Origin of the sequence: Bacillus cereus group sp. BfR-BA-01523 (assembly GCF_022662615.1) — a bacterium.
Taxonomy (GTDB): Bacteria; Bacillota; Bacilli; order Bacillales; family Bacillaceae_G; genus Bacillus_A; species Bacillus_A mycoides.
This window is the reverse complement of record NZ_JAKUDX010000004.1, coordinates 150,532-167,830: the sequence shown is the minus strand read 5'-3', so window position 1 is coordinate 167,830 and position 17,299 is coordinate 150,532. Positions and strand designations below refer to the sequence as shown.

Here is a 17,299-nt window from a genome sequence, read left to right as displayed (position 1 = left end):
CTATATATATCCTGTTGAATGATTTCTAGTTATGTAGCAAGTTCCCTTCAGGTGTGACAAAAGAAGTGTGGAATCGGCAAAGAAAGTGTTTTTTCACGAAGTTCAGCTGTTTAGCACATACTATTTATATAAATTATTTTTAGTTATCGGAAAATTGGGCTTATTATAGTTTGACGATAATAAGCTAATTAGATTATCATAATTATAAATATCTTTTTTATGTATGCATATAATATATAAAAAGGTGGTTACTAATGTAGAATTTTATTAGAGTATAAGAATGCTTACTTCACTTGAATAAATTTAAGTAGGAGGTGGCTTCCTTGCTTACACTGTAAGTAAGGAAAAGTATTTGGACATATATAGTATAAGTATAGTGATTGTTTTAATTGCCTTAACGGCATTTTTCGTTGCAGCAGAATTTGCAATTGTTAAAGTGAGGAGTTCACGAATTGACTATTTAATTGCAAAAGGAAATAATCGTGCAATATCTGTCAAAACAATCATTACAAACTTAGACGAATATTTATCAGCTTGTCAATTAGGAATAACTGTTACAGCTCTTGGGATTGGGTGGTCTGGTAAACCTGCGCTGAAGCACATGTTTGATGTGTTGTTTGCAAATTGGAACGTCCCTACTCAACTCGCAGACATTTTAGCTATAATTTTAGTATTTTTGTTTATCACATTTTTCCATGTGGTAGTAGGAGAGTTAGCTCCAAAAACATTTGCGATTCAAAAAGCAGAACAAGTGAGTTTCTTTGTTGCTAAGCCACTCATTTTGTTTTATCGTATTGCATTCCCATTCATTTGGATTTTAAATGGATCAGCTCGGTTAATTACAAAGTTTCTTGGGTTGAAACCACCAAAAGGGCATGATGAAGTGCATTCAGAAGAAGAATTGCGGTTGTTAGTTTCAGAAAGTTATAAAAATGGTGAGATTAATCAATCTGAATATAAGTATGTGAATAAAATATTTGAATTTGATGATCGTATTGCGAAAGAAATAATGGTACCACGAACAGAGATGAATATTTTAAATAAAGAAATGCCTGCTGAAGAGGCTTTACAAAAAATGTCTCATGAAAAATATACGAGGTATCCGGTTGTTGATGGTGATAAGGACCATGTAATAGGCTTTGTGAATTTTAAAGATATATTTACAGATTTTGTGAAGCACCGAGTTGTTAGTGAAAAGACAGTGGAGCAATATATTAGGCCAATTATTTTAGTTATTGAATCTATCCCGATTCATGATCTATTTTTAAAAATGCAAAGAGAAAGAACACATATCGCTATATTAATTGATGAATATGGTGGTACATCAGGTCTTGTAACCGTTGAAGATATTTTAGAAGAAATTGTAGGGGATATTCAAGATGAGTTCGATACTGATGAACAACCGGAAATCCAACAAGTTAGTGAGACGAAAACGATTTTAGAGGGAAAAGTACTTGTTAGTGAAGTGAACGCATTATTAGGTTTGACTATTGACGACGATGATGTCGATACGATTGGCGGTTGGATCCTAACAAAAAATATTGAGATTTCCGAGGGTGATACCATTGAGATTGAAAATTATAAATTTTGCGTAAAAAAATTAGATGGACACTATATTAAGAGATTAGAAGTAACGAAACCTTCAGAATCGATTGTTATTGTAGGAGATGAAAAAAAGATTTCGCTCCAAGAACAAATTAGTTCGTAAACTCTGCTTTGTAGCAGAGTTTTTTTGAGCAAAATGTTTTTTTGATGTATTAGGGCTATGATACAATTACACAAGTCAGACCTTTCACTAGGTGAAATAAATGAAATGTATTATTGTATACATATATTCGGAAGGAGAACCACTATGAAAAAACATTTATATATAAATGGGGTATGGAAATCAGTAGAGACGTATAAACCATTGTATGCACCATATTCTGAAGAAACATTAGCGGAGATTGCGCAAGGTACAGAAGATGACGTTAAGGAAGCAATAGTTTCGGCCAAAAATGCAATGAAAGAAATGAAAAAATTATCCGCATACGACCGTGCAACTATTTTAGAAAAGGTTGCACAAAAAATGGATGAGAGAAGAGAAGAGTTTGCAGAGATTATCGCAAAAGAAGCTGCAAAACCAATTCGTGCTGCACGTGGAGAAGTAGATCGCACTGTTCAAACATATAAGTTTGCAGCTGAAGAAGCGAAGCGAATATATGGTGAGACGTTACCATTAGATGCTGCACCAGGAGCAGGTGGCCGTATAGCGTATACAATTCGACAACCAATCGGGGTTATTGGTGCTATTACACCGTTTAATTTTCCACTTAATTTAGTAGCACATAAGGTAGGACCAGCAATTGCGGCTGGAAATACTATTGTGCTAAAGCCTGCCGACCAAACGCCACTTTCTTCGTATGCATTGGTAGAATTATTTGAAGAAGCTGGTTTACCAAAGGGAGCTTTCAATATAATTTCTGGACCTGGATCTGTTGTAGGTGAGGCATTAGTAAAAGATGAGAACGTTGCTAGTATTACTTTTACAGGAAGTCCGAAAGTAGGTATTGGAATTAAGGCAAAAGCCGGGTTGAAACGAGTGACGTTAGAATTAGGATCGAACGCTGCAGTAATTATTGATGAAGATGTTGAATTGACAGACGAAATAATTGAACGTGTAAAATGGGGCGCGTTTGTGAATAATGGACAAGTTTGTATTTCAGTACAACGTGTTTTTGTGCATGAACGCAAAATGGAAGAGTTTATTACAAAATTAACGAAAGCAATGGAAAACGTTGTAGTAGGAGATCCGCTTCATGAAGAAACAGATGTATCAGCACTTATTTCAAAAAAAGATGTAGAACGTATAAATTCATGGGTGGAAGAGGCAGTTAAGGAAGGCGCTAATGTTGTATACGGTGGTAACAAACGTGATGCAAGGATTTTTGAACCAACTGTATTAACAAATGTTCCAGATTATGTATCTGTTCAGTGCCAAGAAGTATTTGGTCCACTTATGACTGTAAATACATTTAAAGAATTTGATGAGGCTTTAGAACAAGTAAATAATTCACGTTATGGATTACAAGCAGGTGTATTTACACACAATCTATGTAAGGCAATGCGTGCAATTGATGAATTAGAAGTCGGTGGTGTCATGATTAATGATATTCCAACGTTCAGAGTAGATCATATGCCTTATGGCGGTGTGAAAGAGAGTGGAACAGGCCGTGAAGGGATTAAATATGCAATAGAAGAAATGACAGAAATGAAATTAGTGTGTATTAAAAAATAAAGTAGATCGAGCTTAAACACCGCAATAAAAAACGAGCAGGAAATGTTTACGATTCCATACTCGTTTTTTATTGTTTGTTTTACGTTTCTCGGAACGATTACATTTAATCAAGTGTACCTTTTACTTCATTTCTTGTTTGAAAATATCATCTTCGACATAAATATGTTCTTTATCTACAGCAGTGCTATGAGAGAGTACTAAACCTATTGGTGTTTCAGTACCTTTATTTTGAACAATTGTAAAATGAATATTTTTTTCAGTTGCTAATTTAATGTATTTTGATAAATGTGGGTAAGCAATGCTTCCATTTAGGAATAGTTGTAATGATTGAGAAGAACGTATGTTACCCGTTACTTCTGTATACACATTACTTTGCATTACTTGACCGATTGTTAAAGCGATTTCTACACGCTCACGTAATGTAGTTAAGTACATATTACGTTCTTCTGGTTTGTTTTGCTTTTGGCCATATATGCCTTCTTGGAGATAGTCTTCCACATTTTTATTTACCATATTTTTCACACCTTTCACTTCTTATTGTACGCAAGAATTAAAAAGGATGCAAAAAAAAAGTAGTTTTGAACAGGAAAATAATTTAAAAAATGAGAAGGGAAAGGGATATAGGAATACAACTTATTTAAATAAGAAAGGAAAAATAAATTTTATCAACAGAAATTAACAAAATGTGACAAAAATCTATTAACGAAATGTATTTTTTGTGTTAATATTCAAAATATAAAGGGTATTCGTCGTATGGAAATGGAGGAATGGAGGTTTTTCCAATCGATAAGGATATTAAAGAAGTATTTTGTTCGCACTTGAAAAACAACAGGCACCAATTCGTAGAGAACTGGAAAAACAAAATGATAATTTCCGAAAAAGATCCATTTAAACAAGAGGTAGTTCAAAATGGAGCGAATTTATTAGAGTTAATTATCGAACTTATTATGGAAGATAAAGACATTAATTATCTTCAGCCATTATGTGAGAAAATTGCCATTGAGCGTGCAGGGGCAGATGCGAATATTGGAGATTTTGTTTACAATGCAAATGTGGGAAGAAATGAACTTTTTGAAGCGATGTGCGAATTGGATGTAAGCGCTCGAGAACTGAAACCGATTATGGCCAAAATACATACTTGTTTTGACAAATTAATTTATTATACCGTTTTAAAATACTCAGAAATTATATCGAGGAATTTAGAAGAAAAACAGCAATATATAAATGAAACACATAAAGAAAGGCTTACGATTCTAGGGCAAATGTCGGCTAGTTTTGTACATGAATTTCGTAATCCGCTAACTTCGATTATGGGATTTGTAAAGTTATTGAAGACAGATCACCCTAATCTATCGTATTTAGATATTATTTCACATGAATTAGATCAATTAAATTTTAGGATTTCGCAATTTTTACTTGTATCGAAAAAAGAAATGTGGAATGAATCTGAACGTTTTTTGGTAAATGACTTATTTCAAGATATTATACAATTCTTATATCCAAGTTTAGTTAATGCAAATGTTTTGATTGAAAAGAATTTGCCGTATCCTATTCCACTCGTTGGTTACCGGAGTGAAGTGAAGCAAGTAGTTTTAAATATTTTAATGAATTCGATTGATGCTCTTGAATCGGTGAAAGAAGAGCGGAAAATTATCATTGATGTATTTGAAGAGGATCAGGCTGTTCGCATTGTTATAAAAAATAATGGACCTATGATTCCAGCAGACAATGTAGAGACTATTTTTGAGCCATTTGTAACTACTAAAAAGCTAGGAACTGGTATTGGACTATTTGTATGTAAACAAATTGTAGAAAAACATAAAGGATCCATATTGTGTCGTTCGGATAACGATTGGACAGAATTTCAAATTACGTTTCAAAAGTAAACAGTCTACACCATGCGAATGGTGTAGACTGTTTTAATTTGTAAGTATAACGGTTTCTAATTTTGGATCCTCAGTTGAATAACCAACTATTGAAATTGTGTAAATTGTATTTGGTTCAACGTTGAATTTTGGAATGGTTAATAGTACTTTTTTTGTATCAGCAAGTGAAACTTCAATATCTGCTGTACCAGGGCTAACTTGTAAAAAATCTGTTATTTGCTTAAAGAGTACATTTTCAAATAAATGATCCCCATCTTTTAAATTTACATTTACAACTGGAGTGTCTGGTGAAAAATGTGCAAATCGTATTTTTGCTTGACCAGATGGTAAATGAGTATTATCAAGAATGGGTTGTAATTGGAGATGATTATCGCTATTGACCGCTGCAAGGGTATAAGTGTGATTCCCCATTATTGGTACTAATGCTGAAAATATTGGAGTTTCGTTTCCGACAGGGACAATATCAATACGGTATTTACCTTGCACTAATGATAAATACGGACTGAATTGTTTAAAAGAAATATTTTTAATAACCTTTTGTCCGTTTATTATAATATCAACTGCTGGTGTATGGGGAGCGGTGTGGAAGATTCTCATATGTGACGGTAAAGTCGCTTCTTGTGAATCTCTCTTTTCATATGCTTGTACAAGTTTTGTAATTGCATCATAGTATTTCATATAGAGTTCTACATATCTTTTAGGATTGCTATATTGATAGTAACGAGCGAGCTGTTCGTAACGTGCAGCTTCTTGGCCGTATTTTTCAATTTCGGATTGAGTCATGAACATTCCTCCTTTATCATCATTACAAATATATGCGAAGCTAGAAAGAGGTTATGCAAAAAACTTGCCTTTCTAGAAGGAAAAGTTTAAATGGGGATTTTTTTATTTATAGGCAAACACACATACAAATCGATAATTGTCCTACATAAATTATAAAGGAAAGGTAGTTTGACTTTGATGGAAGGAGTGGAACCATTGGGATGGGGATATCCCCATAGTTATTTGGAATGAAGTTATGGAGGATTTGGTGCTATAGGCTGTGGGACGAATTATGGATTTGTATTATGAGTATTTCTATTAATTTTAGTGATGCGTTGGATAAGGTAATACCGATAAAAGAGCGTCGTGCCGAACTGATTAATGTGGTTAATCGGTTCTTTTTTTATTGTTCTAAACAGGTGGTACTATTTGTTAAGAAATAGTTATGATAAATGAGGTGAAGTAAAATGTCGAATTTTGTTTGAAAATATGCAATATAAAGTAGGATAATAGGAAGGAGAATAACGGGAGTTTCGTCGAAGTTTACACAATGTCAGCAATTGAGGAAAGTTGATATTATATTAAAAAAATATTCAATTTGCTGTTATCTTAAATCAGGAAGGGGTATTTAAGCGTACAGGTAAGGTTGGTCTTCATTTTTAGTTCTGAATTTTCTGTTTTTAAAATAATATTTAGCAGTCATTTGTATATTTTATAATAGTTTTTTGATAAATTCACTGCTTTTGCAGAGGATTCTTTTTTATGAAAGAAACGTCAATTTTCTTCATATACATATACAAATTGGAGAAATGGGGGAGCGCTATGCGCGATTACTTAATTAAACCACTTGTTGGTCAGCCGTATCCGATGATTTCACATGGAAAAGGTGTGTATTTGTATGATCAAAACGGAAATAAATATTTTGATGGTTCGTCTGGAGCGATTACGGCAGGTATTGGACATGGCGTAGCAGAGATAGCAGAAGTTATAAAAAAACAGGCAGAGGAGATCGCTTTCGTTTATAGATCACAGTTTACGAGTGAACCAGCTGAAAAATTAGCGAAGAAGTTAAGTGATTTATGTGTAGGAGATTTGAACTGGAGCTTTTTTGTGAATAGTGGTACGGAAGCAAATGAAACAGCTATGAAAATCGCAATTCAGCATTTTCAGGAGCGTGGCATTCAAGGGAAACATAAAATTTTGTCACGGTGGATGAGCTATCACGGGATTACAATGGGAGCTTTATCTATGTCTGGGCATCCACTGCGCAGACAACGTTTCGTTTCTATTTTGGAAGATTATCCGACTATTCCAGCTCCATACTGTTTTAGATGTCCTGTACAAAAGGTATATCCAACATGTCAACTTTCTTGTGCGACTGAACTAGAAAGAGCGATTGATCGAATTGGTGCAGAACATATTGCAGCTTTTATTGCTGAACCGATTATCGGAGCTGCTGGAGGAGCGGTTGTCCCACCGAAAGAATACTATAAAGTAATTAAAGATATTTGTAGTCATTACGATATATTATTTATTGCGGATGAAGTAATGACTGGACTTGGTCGTACTGGTGCATGGTTTGCGATGGAGCACTGGGGTGTAGAACCGGATATTATGACCCTTGGTAAGGGGCTAGGAGCAGGTTATACACCAATGGCAGCAACAGTTGTAAGTGACCGTGTTATGGAGCCAATTTTACGTGGATCACGTTCTGTAATGAGCGGGCATACGCTTAGTGCAAATCCATTGTCTGCAGCAACGGCTTTAGCTGTTATTGAATATATGGAGAAACATAATTTACCTGAAAAAACAGCAGAAAAGGGAGAGTATTTATTAAAAGGTTTGCAGAAAGTTCAGCAACAATCGACAATCATTGCCGATGTTCGTGGAAAAGGATTGCTAATTGGAATAGAATTGCAACCGTTTACAAAAGCGTCGGAGCTTATTTCAGTTGCTGCTAAAAATGGACTGCTCTTATACCAAGCTGTTTCAGGGCAAGCAGGAAAAGAGGATAGTGCACTGCTTGTTGCACCACCAATGACAACTACATATTCCGAGTTAGATGAATTACTTTCAATTTTTGTAAAGAGTGTGGAAGAGATGATGCAAAAAGGAGGGCATAGTATCGCATGACAACTATTACAAATACATTCGGTAAATTAAAAGAAATAGAGGAAGTAATTTCTTTGTTCCATGATGATATGACATTAATGTTTGGGGGATTTGGAGGAATCGGATCCCCTCCATCTTTAATTCAAGCTGTTTTAGATAAAGGCATTACAAATTTAAATTTAATAGGAAATGATACTGGATTTCCTGATGTAGGAATCGGTCGTCTTGTTACGAATGAAAGGGTTAAATCTTTAGTTACTTCTCATATTGGGTCAAATCCAAATGCGGGAAGACAATTAAATGAAGGAAGATTGCAAATTGAATTCTCTCCGCAAGGAACACTCGCAGAGCGTATTCGCGCTGGTGGTGTAGGGCTTGGTGGTATTTTAGTTGACGTTGGTGTTGATACGATTGTAGAAGAAGGAAAGCGTACAGTTGAAATGAATGGAAAGACATATTTAGTTGAAACAGCTTTAACGGCTGAAGTCGCAATTGTATATGCGAAAAAAGCGGATCCGTTTGGCAATCTTGTATTTGATAAAAGCGCTCGTAATATGAATCCACACGTAGCTATGGCTGGTGACATAACGATTGTAGAAGCAGAAGAAATTGTTCCACTTGGAAGTTTAGATCCAGAAGAAATTGTCGTCCCAGGTGTATTTGTAAATTATATCGTGCCATCGGAAGGAGTGAATTGGAAATGGGTATGGGCGTAGAAGTAAGAGATAAGATTGCAAGACGTGCAGCGAAAGAAATTCAGAATGGTATGCTTGTAAATTTAGGTATTGGAATTCCATCGCTTGTACCGAATCATTTGCCAGAAGATATGAATGTTATGTTTCATGCGGAAAACGGTATTGTTGGTATGGGACCAACGCCAAGTAAAGGGAATGAAGATGAGAATTTATGTAACGCAGCTGGTTTACCAACATCTCTTATTACAGGAGCAAGTTATTTTGATAGCTGCATGGCGTTTGGCATGATTCGAAAAGGATTACTTGATGTTACGATACTTGGTTCGTTACAAGTAAGTGAAAATGGTGATTTAGCCAACTGGATTGTACCAGGAAAACGCGTTCCAGGTATTGGAGGAGCGATGGATTTAGCGCAAAAAGCGAAGCGGGTCGTTGTTGTGATGAATCATGTTGATAAATACGGAAATGCAAAGATTGTTTCGGAATGTACATTGCCATTAACTTCGAAAAAATGTGTAGATTTAATTATTACAGACATGGCTGTCATGGAAGTGACCCAAAGAGGACTTGTCTTACAAGAATTAATGAGTCCATATACTGTAGAAGATGTAAAACGACATACGACAGCTGATTTTCATATAAGCTCAAATTTACTAGTAATTGAATGAGGGGAGTTGTAATATATGGAGCAATTAAAAAAACAAGTTTGTGATTATATTGAGGGTCATGAAGAAGAGAGTGTAAAATTTTTAACACGATTAATTCAAGAAAAGAGCGTATCTGGTGATGAAAGTGGTGCACAGGCAATTGTTATTGAAAAGTTGCGTGAGTTAGGTCTAGATCTTGATATTTGGGAGCCTGCTTTTAATGAAATGAAAGATCACCCTTATTTCGTATCACCTCGTACAAGTTTTACAGATAGCCCGAATATTGTAGCGACTTTAAAAGGAAGTGGCGAAGGGAAATCTATGATTTTAAACGGGCATATTGATGTCGTGCCAGAAGGGGATGTAAATCAGTGGGACCATCATCCATATAGTGGAGAGAAAATAGGAAACCGCATATATGGACGTGGAACAACAGATATGAAAGGCGGCAATGTTTCACTTATGCTTGCGATGGAAGCGATTATTGAATCTGGTATTGAACTAAAAGGTGATATACATTTTCAAAGTGTAATAGAAGAAGAGAGCGGTGGGGCAGGAACATTAGCTGCTATTTTACGAGGATATAAGGCAGATGGCGTTATTATTCCTGAGCCGACGAATATGAAGTTTTTTCCGAAACAACAAGGATCAATGTGGTTTCGTCTACATATAAAAGGAAAAGCAGCACACGGTGGTACACGTTATGAAGGAGTAAGTGCAATTGAAAAAAGTATGTTTGTTGTAGAGCATTTGAGAAAATTAGAAGAGAAGAGAAATGGTCGAATTACAGATCCGTTATTTAAGGGGATTCCGATTCCAATTCCAATTAACGTTGGGAAAATTGAAGGGGGAAGCTGGCCAAGTTCTGTTCCCGATTCATTAATTTTAGAAGGAAGATGTGGTATTGCGCCGAATGAGACTATAGAGGCAGCAAAAGAAGAGTTTGAGGGCTGGATTGGTGAATTAAAAGATGTGGATAGTTGGTTTGTAAAAAATCCTGTAGAAGTAGAATGGTTTGGGGCTAGATGGGTTCCTGGTGAACTAGAAGAAAATCATCCACTTATTACAACGCTTCAACATAACTTTGTTGAAATCGAAGGGAACGAGCCGATTATAGAAGCTTCGCCATGGGGAACAGATGGAGGTTTGTTCACACAAATAGCTAACGTACCCACGATAGTATTTGGTCCAGGAGAGACGAAAGTAGCACACTATCCAAACGAATATATAGAAGTTGATAAAATGATTGCTGCCGCAAAAATAATTGCATGTACATTACTAGATTGGTGTGAGGTGAAAAAATGAAATACTATGAATCTTTTAGTGAACAGACAAAGCATTATACAGTAGAAGGGGTTTTAGATTATTTTAATAAACGTATTAGAGTTGATCACTATACAGGAAATGTTGAAAGCATCATACAAACAATCGATGAATTAGCAAAGAAACATTCTTTCACTAAATGTATTATTAAAGGAAAGGGAGAACATGTTTCAACATGGCTCTCTTTCGGTTTTTTACTGGAAGCAACGATACCTCATTATTTTCAAGGGCACGATGCGCACTTCTTCGTGAAATATCATAATGATGAAAGACGAAATAGTATTCATTGGACTGAGGAAGATACTATTTTAAGTGGTGTAAAAGAAAAAGAAGTGAAAGAAAAAATAGTCCCAGAGGAATTTGTGTTAAGAAAAGCGACAGAAGAGGATGCGGAAGAATTAGCAATTGTCTTTGGAAAAGTATTTGAAGTTTATCCGACACCTTTAAATGATGGGAATTATGTAAAGCAGACGATGAAGGAAGACGATACAATTTACTATGTTTATGAATTCGAGGGGAAAATTATTAGTACAGCATCTGCTGAAATGAACGTGAAAGAAGGTAATGCAGAATTAACGAATTGTGCTACATTACCTGAATATCGAAAACATGGTTTTATGAAAAGTCTGTTAATTAAATTGGAGGAAGAGCTCCAAGAAAAATCTATTTTTTGTTCTTATACAATTGCTCGCTCGCTATCTTTCGGTATGAATGCAGCCTTTCATCAATTAGGCTATACATATACGGGAAGGCTTGCGAATAATTGCTACATTTTTGATAAGTTGGAAGATATGAATATATGGGTGAAAGATTTATCAAGCTATTCGAAAGCAGTAAGACTCCCGCCTCAAAATTCGGCTGTAAAGCAAAGAAGTTAAGTGGGAGTCGGGTTAATAATAAAGCCCCACTGATTAAAGTTTCACTTAACCATAAATAAGCAATAAAAATATATATACATTTCATCAAAATAATAGAACGGAATCGTCATGCTTATAATCGCACAGAGGGTGCCGGAAATTCGGCGTTGAATTTGCTGGATTTTCGGCAAAAGGGGGGATGACATTGCTAGCAGTTTCGACACAGGAAGTCATTGAAGCGATTTTGGGCAGTATAGATGAGGCCATACATGCAGTAGATGAAAATGGGATTACAATATTTTATAATACAGTTGCTGCAAAACATGATGGATCTAAAATTGAAAATGTGCTAGGAAAGCATTTATTAGAAGCATTCCCGTCATTATCCAGAGAAACAAGTACGTTGATGAAAGTATTAGATACAAAAAAACCAATCGTACACCAAGTTCAACATTACCAAAATTTAAATGGGGAAGACGTTTGTACGGTCAATACAACGTTACCTATTTTAATAGATGGAAATATTGCTGGTGCTGTAGAAATTGCGAAAGATTATTCTACTATTCAAAAGCTTACTGATACGATTGTAGATCTACAATCGAAAATAAAACGATCGACTAGCAAAAAAACGGTGAAAAAGCATGTTGCATTCGAGACAATTGTAACTGATGATTCCCGCTTTAAACAGACGAAAGAGTTAGCACAAAAAGTAGCGCCAACCGATGCGAATGTTTTAATATATGGTGAAACCGGAACGGGGAAAGAGCTATTTGTGCAAGCGATTCATGAGGCTTCTAAACGAAAAAACAAGCCGTTTATTGCACAAAACTGTGCAGCTTTGCCAGAGTCGCTATTAGAAAGTTTGCTGTTTGGCACGACAAAAGGTAGTTATACAGGGGCAATCGAACGAGCAGGATTATTTGAACTTGTAGATGGAGGGACATTATTTTTAGATGAACTGAATTCAATGCCGCTCGATTTACAAGCAAAAATGCTACGTGTATTAGAAGATGGAGTTATTCGTCGCATTGGTGATAATAAGACGAGAAAAGTAGATGTTCGCGTTATTACTGCAATGAATCAGCCTCCAGAAGTATGTTTAAGAGAAAATAAAATTCGCACTGATTTATACTATCGATTAAATGTGTTTTCATTATATATCCCGCCGCTTCGCGAAAGAACTGAGGATGTACTGTTATTAGCGTCTTACTTTTTGAAAGAATATAATAAAAGTTATAAAAAAGGTGTACTTCAAATTGATAAGGAAGCGAAAGAAAGATTACAAGCTTATCAATGGCCTGGAAATGTTCGTGAGTTAAAGCATACGATTGAACATGCTGTCATTATTACAGAAGGGAATTCGTTAACAGCAAATTGCTTGCCACGAACATTTCGGAAAGAGAAACTTCCGAAGAAGAAAAGTATATTACCGCTTAGGGAAGCTCTTCATCAAATGGAAAAGGAATTAATAGATCAAGCGTTAATTGAAACGGAAGGGAATATTTTGCAAGCAGCAAAAATGTTAGGTATTCCGCGTCAAACGCTTCAATATAAACTGAGCAAGTATGACAAAACCGCCGAATAACCGGCGGTTTTTGTGTGTTTGCACCAATAAAAGAGCGTTTACATATATAACAAGTAATGAATATGATAGTAAATATCGTTTTAGTACAGCACTTAAAAATATTTATTCTCTTATATAATAGGGTATTTCTCGCATTTACTTATCAAGAATATGAAGTTGGCATAATTATTGCTTATATAAAGGATGAGCGTATAAAAAGGGGGAATAGCAATGTTACATGATGTATACAAACCAAATCGTCACTGGAAGGATATTGAATTATGGAAAGATGTTACAGAAGAACAATGGAATGATTGGGTTTGGCAATTAACGAATACGATCAAAACTTTAGATGATTTAAAGAAAGTAATTAACTTAACACCTGACGAAGAAGAAGGCGTTAAAATTTCAACGAAAACGATCCCGTTAAACATTACACCGTACTATGCTTGGCTAATGAATCCTGATGACCCACGCTGTCCGATTCGGATGCAATCAGTACCGATTTCGGAAGAGTTATATAAAACAAAATATGATTTAGAAGATCCTCTTCATGAAGATGAAGATTCACCAGTTCCAGGATTAACTCATCGTTATCCAGACCGTGTACTATTTTTAGTAACGAATCAATGTTCTATGTATTGTCGTTACTGTACACGTCGTCGTTTTAGTGGACAAATTGGAATGGGCGTACCGAAAAAGCAATTAGATGATGCGATTGCTTATATTAGTGAAACACCACAAGTACGTGACGTTTTAATTTCTGGCGGTGATGGACTTCTAATTAATGATAAAATTTTAGAATATGTATTAAAGAATTTACGAGCAATCCCGCATGTTGAGATTATTCGTATCGGAACGAGAGCACCAGTTGTATTCCCACAGCGTATTACAGAAAACCTGTGTAACATAATTAAAAAATACCATCCAGTATGGTTAAATACTCATTTTAACACTTCTATTGAGATTACAGAAGAATCGAAACTAGCATGTGAAATGCTTGCAAATGCAGGTGTTCCAATTGGAAACCAAGCTGTAATTTTAGCTGGAATTAATGACAGCGTTCCAATTATGAAAAAACTTATGCATGATTTAGTGAAAATTCGTGTTCGTCCATATTACATTTATCAATGTGATTTATCAGAAGGTATCGGTCATTTCCGTGCACCAGTTTCGAAAGGTCTTGAAATTATTGAAGGCTTACGTGGACATACGTCTGGTTATGCAGTACCAACTTTCGTTGTCGATGCACCGGGTGGAGGCGGAAAAATTGCGCTTCAGCCAAACTATTTAATTTCACAAAGTGCGGATAAAGTTGTTCTTCGTAACTTTGAAGGGGTTATTACAACGTATCCAGAACCAGAAAACTATATCCCAGGAAGAGCAGAAGGCTACTTTAAAGAAATTTATCCGACTTATGAAGAGAAACGTTCTGATATCGGCGTTGCAGGATTGATGAGTGATAAGAAATTTAATCTTGTTCCAGATGATTTACAACGTATGAATCGCCGCAAAGATTATGAAGTCAATGAAACGCATGCTTCTTTAAAAGATAAACGTGATAAGCGTGATCAATTAAAAGATAAAAAATATCAAGCACAAATAGCAAAGTTAGATGATGACAAAAAAAATGAGGGTGACGTAGTATGAATTGTATGTGGTGTGACAGTACAGAAGCGAAAGAAAGCTTGAATACTGTATATTGGGAATTACCAGATGGTACGAAAGCCATTGAAATCCAAGAGACACCATGTATTACTTGTTCCTCATGTGGAATGGACTATCAAGCAGACCATACTGTAAAAGAAATTGAAGATCAGTTGTTTTTAATTTATACGAAAGATTTGCCAAAACAACTAACATACGAAGAGTTGATGGGAAGACCACGTTTATTAAAAAGGAATTATTTCGACTTTTAACCAGCTTTTATGCTGGTTTTTTTCTTTTTTGCCTTGTATAATGTACCCAAGTTAGAAAGGTAGGGAATATTTTTGAAAAAGACATTTTACCATTATATGATGAAGCACCGTGCAGCTTTATTTAAAAATGAAATATCAGATTTAGCAGAGGCGATGTATGATGATTTAAGTTTTCCGAAGCAATCTGAAGACTATGATGTAATTAGTTCATACTTAGAGTTAAGTGGAATGCTAGAAAGTATGTCTATATTTGATGATGCATGGGATTTATATATACAAGAGAGATAACGATATGAAGTTTTAGGGAAATGAAAGCATAATGAATACATTACTTTGAAAGAAGTGAAGTATTCATTATGCTTTTTTATTTACAATACGTCTTGTTGTTAGAACATAAATGAAAAGTGAAAGCTAGTTTAAATACTAGCTTTTTTAAGTTATATACAAATTCTACTTTTTTATTGAAAAAATTTATGAATATAAGCTTCTGTGATAAGCGTTTTTATGTAGGTTGCATATACTGTTATCAAAATCACGACGTTTAAAAAAGGAGAGATATTGATGGCAAGGAAAAAACAACCTAAATATAACGTAGGAGACATAGTCGTGATTACGCTATATGGAACCGTTGGGAAAGTTACAAATGTTAATTTTCTATTTTTACTCGGTGGATATTATGTTATCATTCCTAATACATATATTAAGAGGTGAAACAAATGGGGTTAGCTGCAATATACTTACGCTTATCGAGGAACGAAGAACAATTAAACATAGATGAGATTTTATTGAACCATCGAAACGCATTAACTAAGCTTGCAAAACAGCAAAAGTTGACTTATGACATCTATCAAGAAATCTCAAGTGGAGTAAATACGGAACGACCAGAACTAAATTTATTGTTAAGCAGATTAGATGATTATGACGCTCTTCTTGTAATGGATATAGACAGAATTTCACGTGACAACGCTCATGCCGAAGAAATTAAGAAGATGTTGATTATCCACGATATTAAAATTTTGACTCCTCAAGGTGCAATTGATTTATCACAGGAAAGTAATGAAATGCTTTTCTCCTTCCAAGCAATGATGGCGAACTTTGAATATAAACAAATTCGTAAAAGATTGGGAAGGGGACGATTAGCAGCAGCCGAGCAAGGAAAATGGACAATGAGTAACAGAGTTCCTCTAGGTTATAAAAAGAATGAAGAGAAGCGTCTAGAAGTGGTTGAAGATGAAGCCAAAATAATTCGTTTTATTTTTCAAAAGACATTAGAACGTGTTAGTGCAAATGAAATTGCGAAACAGCTAGATATACTAGGATGGAGAAGTAGGCAAGGTAAAGTATTAACTTCGACACACATTTCAAATATGAGAAGAAATGTTGTTTATTATGGAGTTGTAAAAGCAGGTAGGAAAGTAAATGGTAGAGTGGTTGATGAAGTGTTTGTTGAAGATGCTCATGAACCAATTGTAAGTAAGCAAATGTTTTTAGAAGTCCAAAAAATATTGGAGGAAAATACGACTGGAAATTTCTTTAATAAGTTAAAAGCGACAAGAAAGCTCCAAAATCTAATTTACTGTAATTGTTGTAAAAGGAAACGATACATACAATGCGATGGAAATGGTATTGATTATATAAAATCATGTATCTATAAAGTTGATAATAATAAATGTAGAGATCGTGGATACAAATATGAGCCAATTGAGCAATTTGTATTACAAAAGGTTAAAGAAAAGAAACCAGCTTTTGAACAAGAGTTGCAAATGTTGAAATCACTTGATACGACAGAGGTAGAAAAGAAACTATCAATTCAAAGGGAGTCTTTAGAGAAACAAATAAACAGATTTAATAAACGTCAACGGAATCTTAAAGAAATGCGGATGGATGGAGAAATTTCGAAAGCTGAGTTTTATGAAATGCGTGATGAAAACGAAGAACAAATCAAACAAGTTAAGCAACAGATGGAACTCATTGATATTAAACTCGAGAATTTATCTAATACAGATGAGGAACAAGCTAGATTGCAAGATGCTATTAAAACGTTAGATAAATTGGAAGAGCTTAAAGCAGAATCATGTAATACATTTTTGAAGAAATTTATAAAGAAGATATGGTTCAGTAGTAATACAGAGGCAAATCATGACACAACAAAACCGAGAGAAGACGCTACAATAGAAATTGAATGGTTATAAATTGATGAGGCTTCAGAATGGCTCTTAGAAGGCTTTATAAGGCTAACTGTTGAATTTTAATGTAG

Annotated in this window: 16 protein-coding genes; 14 read left to right on the top strand and 2 right to left on the bottom strand. The window is 35.0% G+C overall.

The window, feature by feature from the left end:
• Positions 1–352: 352 nt before the first annotated feature.
• Both MR066_RS12835 and MR066_RS12830 read left to right on the top strand, forming a co-directional pair.
• Positions 353–1,708 carry a hemolysin family protein gene (locus tag MR066_RS12835; protein WP_002127238.1) on the top strand — a complete coding sequence of 452 codons (1,356 nt, stop codon included), beginning with the start codon at positions 353–355 and terminating at the stop codon, positions 1,706–1,708.
• A gap of 144 nt (positions 1,709–1,852) precedes the next feature.
• Positions 1,853–3,277, top strand: coding sequence for an aldehyde dehydrogenase family protein (locus MR066_RS12830; protein WP_242247407.1), 1,425 nt, complete (start codon positions 1,853–1,855; stop codon positions 3,275–3,277).
• 120 nt (positions 3,278–3,397) lie between these two features.
• Here MR066_RS12830 and MR066_RS12825 read toward each other — a convergent pair whose 3' ends face one another.
• A complete protein-coding gene (locus MR066_RS12825; RefSeq protein WP_002141658.1) occupies positions 3,398–3,790 on the bottom strand; it encodes a YueI family protein in 393 nt (130 codons plus the stop codon).
• 254 nt (positions 3,791–4,044) lie between these two features.
• Here MR066_RS12825 and MR066_RS12820 point away from each other — a divergent pair, with 254 nt between their 5' ends.
• Positions 4,045–5,163: a BA2291 family sporulation histidine kinase gene (locus MR066_RS12820; protein WP_002065228.1), complete on the top strand. Its 1,119-nt coding sequence runs from the start codon at positions 4,045–4,047 to the stop codon at positions 5,161–5,163.
• 33 nt (positions 5,164–5,196) lie between these two features.
• On the opposite strand, the gene MR066_RS12815 is transcribed toward MR066_RS12820, so the two are convergent.
• Positions 5,197–5,946 carry a DUF4397 domain-containing protein gene (locus MR066_RS12815; protein WP_002012659.1) on the bottom strand — a complete coding sequence of 250 codons (750 nt, stop codon included), beginning with the start codon at positions 5,944–5,946 and terminating at the stop codon, positions 5,197–5,199.
• A gap of 801 nt (positions 5,947–6,747) precedes the next feature.
• On the opposite strand from MR066_RS12815, the gene MR066_RS12810 reads away from it, so the two are divergent.
• The 11 genes from MR066_RS12810 (at position 6,748) to MR066_RS12760 (ending at position 17,234) form a co-directional block, all read left to right on the top strand.
• Positions 6,748–8,058 (top strand): aspartate aminotransferase family protein, encoded by a 1,311-nt coding sequence (locus MR066_RS12810; protein WP_033708325.1) that lies wholly within the window; start codon positions 6,748–6,750, stop codon positions 8,056–8,058.
• On the top strand, positions 8,055–8,753 hold the full coding sequence (atoD, locus tag MR066_RS12805) for an acetate CoA-transferase subunit alpha (protein WP_002085805.1): 699 nt from the start codon (positions 8,055–8,057) through the stop codon (positions 8,751–8,753). The genes MR066_RS12810 and atoD overlap by 4 nt, the downstream gene beginning before the upstream one ends.
• Positions 8,738–9,400 (top strand): CoA transferase subunit B, encoded by a 663-nt coding sequence (locus tag MR066_RS12800; RefSeq protein ID WP_002127246.1) that lies wholly within the window; start codon positions 8,738–8,740, stop codon positions 9,398–9,400. The genes atoD and MR066_RS12800 overlap by 16 nt, the downstream gene beginning before the upstream one ends.
• 15 nt (positions 9,401–9,415) lie before the next feature.
• Complete coding sequence (locus MR066_RS12795; RefSeq protein WP_002012655.1) at positions 9,416–10,684, top strand: peptidase; 1,269 nt, start codon at positions 9,416–9,418, stop codon at positions 10,682–10,684.
• The gene (gene ablB / locus MR066_RS12790; RefSeq protein ID WP_002085802.1) at positions 10,681–11,580 is read left to right on the top strand and encodes a putative beta-lysine N-acetyltransferase; all 900 of its coding nucleotides are present in this window, start codon (positions 10,681–10,683) and stop codon (positions 11,578–11,580) included. Before MR066_RS12795 ends, ablB begins: the two co-directional genes overlap by 4 nt.
• 178 nt (positions 11,581–11,758) lie before the next feature.
• Positions 11,759–13,144 carry an arginine utilization transcriptional regulator RocR gene (gene rocR, locus MR066_RS12785; RefSeq protein ID WP_002012652.1) on the top strand — a complete coding sequence of 462 codons (1,386 nt, stop codon included), beginning with the start codon at positions 11,759–11,761 and terminating at the stop codon, positions 13,142–13,144.
• A 210-nt stretch (positions 13,145–13,354) separates the two neighbouring features.
• Positions 13,355–14,773, top strand: a complete 1,419-nt coding sequence (gene kamA / locus MR066_RS12780; RefSeq protein WP_002012651.1) for a lysine 2,3-aminomutase — start codon at positions 13,355–13,357, stop codon at positions 14,771–14,773.
• Positions 14,770–15,042, top strand: a complete 273-nt coding sequence (locus MR066_RS12775; RefSeq protein WP_002085797.1) for a YokU family protein — start codon at positions 14,770–14,772, stop codon at positions 15,040–15,042. Before kamA ends, MR066_RS12775 begins: the two co-directional genes overlap by 4 nt.
• Positions 15,043–15,114: 72 nt before the next feature.
• Positions 15,115–15,330, top strand: coding sequence for a YozE family protein (locus MR066_RS12770; protein WP_002085796.1), 216 nt, complete (start codon positions 15,115–15,117; stop codon positions 15,328–15,330).
• A gap of 273 nt (positions 15,331–15,603) precedes the next feature.
• Entirely contained in the window at positions 15,604–15,753 is a 150-nt protein-coding gene (locus tag MR066_RS12765) for a hypothetical protein (protein WP_170960748.1), read from the top strand.
• 5 nt (positions 15,754–15,758) lie between these two features.
• The gene (locus tag MR066_RS12760) at positions 15,759–17,234 is read left to right on the top strand and encodes a recombinase family protein (RefSeq protein WP_242247406.1); all 1,476 of its coding nucleotides are present in this window, start codon (positions 15,759–15,761) and stop codon (positions 17,232–17,234) included.
• Positions 17,235–17,299: the final 65 nt, after the last annotated feature.